Source organism: Longimicrobium sp., assembly GCF_036280135.1.
Taxonomy (GTDB): domain Bacteria; phylum Gemmatimonadota; class Gemmatimonadetes; order Longimicrobiales; family Longimicrobiaceae; genus Longimicrobium.
Genome location: NZ_DASURI010000752.1, coordinates 1 through 5150, shown reverse-complemented (window position 1 = coordinate 5150; position 5150 = coordinate 1). Strand labels below are relative to the sequence as shown.

Genomic DNA, 5150 nt, shown 5'->3' with positions numbered 1-5150 from the left:
CGCGCGGCCCTGGCCCGGACGGAGCTGCGGCTGTTCTTTCAGCCCATCGTCTCGCTCGTCACCGGCGAGGTGGTGGGCGCCGAGGCGCTGGCCCGGTGGGACCACCCCGTGCACGGCTGGGTGCCGCCGGACCGCTTCATCACCCTGGCGGAAGACACGGGGCTCATCGGCTCGCTGGGGGCCTGGGTGCTGGCGGAGGCCGCGCGGCAGGTGGCGCTGTGGCGGGCCACGCTCCCAGCGGCGGCGGCGCTGGAGGTGAGCGTGAACGTGTCGCCGTGGCAGCTGCGCGAGGACTTGGTGGAGACCGTGGCGGCCGCCCTGGGCGAGTACGGCCTGCCGCCCGCCGCGCTCAAGCTGGAGCTCACGGAAAGCTCGCTCGTGGAGGACCCGGCTACGGCCGCCGGCGTGCTGCGCGCCCTCAAGCGGCGCGAGGTGCAGGTGTACCTGGACGACTTCGGGACGGGGTACAGCAGCCTGAGCAGCCTGCACCGCCTGCCGCTGGACGCGCTCAAGATCGACCGCTCGTTCGTCGGCGGGATGGACGGCGGCACCACGGGCGCGCACAAGGGTGCCGAGATCGTGCGCACCATCGTGGCCCTGGCGCGCAGCCTGGGCGTACGCGTGGTGGCCGAGGGCGTGGAGACGCACGAGCAGCTGGCGGCCCTGCGCGCGCTGGGCTGCGACTTCGCGCAGGGCTACCTCATCAGCCCGCCGCTCCCCGCGGACGAGTTCGCCGCGACGTTCCTTCCGGGGGATCCGCCGTTCGCGTGGCACGCGGGGCATCGGTTCGGCTGAGGGGCAGGGAACAGGCAGGGAACAGGCAGGGAATAGGGAACAGGGAATAGGGAATAGGGAATAGCCGGCAACGGCAACTGCGGGGGACAGGGGACAGGTTACAGGGGGACGCCTGCAACTGCCCCGATCAGGAAGGGCTGGCGACCGCGTGTGGTTGCCGGCCCTTTCCCCTTGTCGGCGCGGAGGGATGATTGCGGATGCGCATCTGCCCCGCATCACTCGCACGCGCGGCGGTTTCGGTGTATCCTGTAGCAGCTCAAGGAGTGTGACGGACCCACTCCCGCACTCCCGCACCAACGCACTCACGCACTTCTTTTCCAGATATGAACCCGACCGAACGCGACGCCGTGCTCCGGCGCGTGGCCGCTGCCCTGACCTCCGTCCGTCACCCCGACACGGGCGACGACGTGGTCAGCACCGGCCGCGTGCGCGAGATGGAGGTGCTGGACGACGGCACCGTGCGCTTCAAGTTCGCCCTGCAGGCGGACGATCCCGGCACCCTCGTCCGCCAAGCCCGCGCCGCCGCCGAAAAGGTGGAGGGCGTGCACAAGGTCAAGATCGACATCTCCCTTCCCGCCGCCGGCGCGCCGCAGCCCCGGGGCAAGTCGCACCCGCGCGCGGGCAACGTCCCCGCGCCCACGCCCAACCCCAACCTGATCCCCGGCGTGCGGCACATCATCGCCGTCAGCTCGGGCAAGGGCGGCGTGGGCAAGAGCACCGTGGCCGTGAACGTGGCCACGTCGCTTGCGCGGGCCGGCCGCCGCGTGGGCCTGCTGGACGCCGACATCTACGGCCCCAACGTGCCCACCATGTTCGGCGAGAAGCGCAAGCCGCGCGTGATCGGCGACAAGGGCGCGGAGAAGATGGAGCCGCTGGATGCCTACGGCGTGCGGCTGATGAGCCTGGGCTTCCTGCTGGACGAGGGGCAGGCGGCCATCATGCGCGGCCCCATGATCGCCGGCATCCTCAAGCAGTTCCTGGGCGAGGTGGAGTGGGGCGAGCTGGACGTGCTGGTCGTCGACATGCCGCCGGGCACGGGCGACGCGCAGCTGTCGCTGGTGCAGACCATCCGCCTGGACGGCGTGGTGATGGTCACGACGCCGCAGGACGTGTCCACGGGCGACGTGCTGCGCGGCATCCGCATGTTCGAGCGCACCAATACCCGCGTGCTGGGCGTGGTGGAGAACATGAGCGGCTTCATCTGCCCGTGCTGCGGCCAGCGCTACGAGATCTTTGGCCGCGCGGGCGGACGCCGCCTGGCGGAGCAGACGGGCATCGACTTCCTGGGCGAGGTGCCCCTGGAGATCCCCGTCCGCGAGGGCGGCGACGCGGGCATCCCCATCACCGTCAGCCAGCCCGAGTCCCCCGCCGCGCTGGCCCTGCGCGCCGTGGCCGACGAGGTGATGGCACGCATCGAGGTGCCCGCCGCCGTCTGATCCTCCGAGGGATCGGAAGGGCAGGGAGGGCCCCGGCTCCCCCCGCTCGTCGACTCGCGACCTCCCCCGCTTCGCGGGGGCGGTGATGCCGAATCCGCACAAACACTGCACGTCACGCTTGATTTCCTGAGGGAGCGCCCGCGCAAAAAGTGGCCTGTTCACAAGACGATGGGCGCGACCGAAGGATCTCCTTCGCGGGGCAGGGCCTTCGCCGCTGGACTGGGTCCCTGCCTGGGCGAGAAGATCCTTCGGGGCCGCATGCATCCAGCGCCGTCGAGTTCGGGAGGGCCCCTCAGGAAAACAACGCCTTTCCGGAGCCGGTATGAGGCAGGGAAGGCTCTCCTCCTGGACGCACAACGAAGGGCTGGCGACCACATACGGTCGCCAGCCCTTTCTCCATCCCGGCGGTTGCCGGCTGTCCCCTGTACCCCGCGGTTGCCGTTCAGCGGATGCGGACAACGGAGAACACCGTCTGCCGCTCGCCGGACAGATCCAGCAGGTACTGCGCGTCGCCCAGGGGGGCCGTGCCGTCGATGAACAGGGGCCAGGCGCCGCCCGTGCGCAGCTGGAACGCCGTCCCGAACGGGGCGCCGGGCCGCAGCACGGGCCAGAGGTCGGCCTGGTAGGCCGTGGGCAGGCCCAGGGGCGGCAGGTCGAACTGCAGGTACCGGGTGTGGGCGGGAAGGTCCGGCGCGATGCGCAGCGCCGCCGGGGCCGTGCCCAGGCAGCCGCGGCACGGCGGGCGCCGCAGGAACTCCAGGTGGCGCGCCACCTCGGCCCGCGCGATCACCTCCGTCAGCGACAGCCCGGGCAGGTGCCGCCGCACGGCCTGCTCCGCCGCCGTGCGCGAGTGCCCCGCCAGGGCAAGGTCGCGCAGGGCGCCCAGCGCGTCGCCGCCGCTTGCCTCCACCTGGTCGGCCAGGTACGCAAAGACGAACGACGACCGGTCGTACCCGGCAAAGACGCTGCTCGTGGATCCCAGGTTCATCGACGGCAGCGCCGCCGGGTTGGTGCCCATGGTGCTCGCGCGCCCCGTGCGCGAGGGCGTCTCGCTCCGCAGCACGCGGGCGGCGTGCGCCAGCTGGGTGCCCATGTCCGCGAAGCCCTCTACCAGCCAGGGCCCCACCGGCCCGTCCAGGTCCGTCCACTGCTGAAAGTGGCGCACGTGGGTGAACTCGTGCGCCAGCAGCTCCTCGGCCACGACGACCGGCGCCTGCGCCGGGCCGGGGACCCGGTCCGCGGCACTGGTCCAGTAGTTGATCGTCGTCAGGTCCGCGTACGCGTACCCCCACACCGCTCCCTGCAGCGGCATGTTCACCGCCAGGTCCCGCCCGCCGCCGTTCCGCCCCGCCACCGTGCCCGTGTAGGGGCCCCCGAACAGCCGGTCCAGCTGGCGCCTGGGGCCGGCGTAGGCGGCGTCCAGCCGGGCATGCTCCGCCGGGGGGATGGGGGCGGCCACGCGCCCGTCCGCGTCGATCAGCCGCCCGCGCAGCACGTCCAGGTGCTCGGCCAGCACGAGCGCCGTCCCCACGTACGTCACCACGGCCCGGTCGCTGGCGGGCGCGCCGTCCGTCGTGCGGACGCCGCGGTCCAGCCGGGCAAAGGCGCCGCTCACCAGCGTGTCGCCCACGGCGATGAGCTCCGTGCCGGTCTGGTTGAGCCGGGGCCCGCCCGTCCCCCCGCGCGCGCCTCTTCCGGGACGCACCTGGCGGACGGCGCGCTCGCGGCGGGGCGTGCCCTCGCGCAGCGCCCTGCCGCCCACCCGCCACTGGTGCCCGGCATCGCCCCGGCGCCCCGCCGCCGCCGGCCCGCTGTGCGACGCGAGCGCCAGGGACGCCGGCCGCACGTCGGGCGTGTAGACGCGCAGCACGGGGTACGCGGCGGGGATCGCCTCGCCCGCGCCGTAGAAGAGCGCCTGGCCCTCGAAGTCGAACAGCTCCAGGGCGCTGTTGGGCGCGCGGCCCGTGGCGTAGGGAAGCGTCTGCATCAGCACCATGTACTGGCGCCCCCGGTCGCGGTCCGCGCGAAAGTCCAGGCAGCCGGGCGCGCCCGGGTCGGATCCGCGGAACGTGCGCACCTCGCCGGGCGCCAGGTCCAGCGCCAGCGTCGTCCCGGGCGCGCACGCCAGCGCCGCCGGGGCGGCCACGTCCACCTTTACGGGGAGCGTGACCCCGTTTACCGAGAAGGTGAGAATGCCGGCGCCCGGCCTGCGGCCCGTCACCAGCACCGTCGTTCCTCCCCCTGGCAGCACCTCGCCCACCCGCGCCGTAAAGACGGTCGTGTCATCCACGGCCAGCCGGGGAATGCGCCTGCGGAACACGCCGCCCTGCAGCTGCGCCGTCATCAGGACGACGGTGGTGCCGCCCGGGATGGCGCGGATGGCATGGGTCGTCTGGGAAAGCGGCACGTCGCTCCACACGGCGCCCGCGTGCGGTGAAAGATCCACCACCATCAGGGGCACGGGCTGCTCGACGACGCTCGCCTCCAGCGTGTCGGCCAGGGACCCCGCCGACGCGATTACCCGCAGCGGCACGGGCGACGGCGTGGCGCGGATGGCCGGACGCGCCACGCGGGGCCCGCACTCCCGCACCAGCACGCTGTCGGGGCAGGTCCATTGCACCGCGTCATCGCGCAGGTCTCCGCGGATTCCGCGCACCTCCGCCGACAGCACCAGGCTGTCCGCCACGTCCACCGGGGTCACGGGCGAGGTGATGCGCACCGCCACGGCGCGGTCCCGGCCCACCCGGTATTCCAGCATCAGCAGCGCGTCCGCGGCCGTCACGGCGCCGTCGCGGCTCACGTCGCCCTGGGGCTGCACGGCAAAGGCGGGGGGCAGCGCCCGTCCCACCACGTGCGTGAGCACCGCGAGGGCATCCACCGCGTCCATCGCGCCGTCGCCATTCACGTCGCCGCGCATCT

General features: G+C 73.2%; 3 protein-coding genes. 2 read left to right on the top strand and 1 reads right to left on the bottom strand.

What is annotated here, in order from left to right; genetic code table 11:
• Nucleotides 1–795 (top strand): EAL domain-containing protein (locus VFZ20_RS24340; protein ID WP_329686556.1); only part of this gene is annotated, 795 nt, incomplete at its 5' end.
• A 323-nt stretch (nt 796–1118) separates the two neighbouring features.
• Nucleotides 1119–2231, top strand: coding sequence for an Mrp/NBP35 family ATP-binding protein (locus VFZ20_RS24335; protein WP_329686555.1), 1113 nt, complete (start codon nt 1119–1121; stop codon nt 2229–2231).
• Between the two features lie 442 nt (nt 2232–2673).
• Here the strand turns inward: VFZ20_RS24335 and VFZ20_RS24330 are convergent.
• Nucleotides 2674–5150, bottom strand: a 2477-nt coding sequence (locus VFZ20_RS24330; protein ID WP_329686554.1) for a dockerin type I repeat-containing protein, incomplete at its 5' end; no start/stop codon positions are given.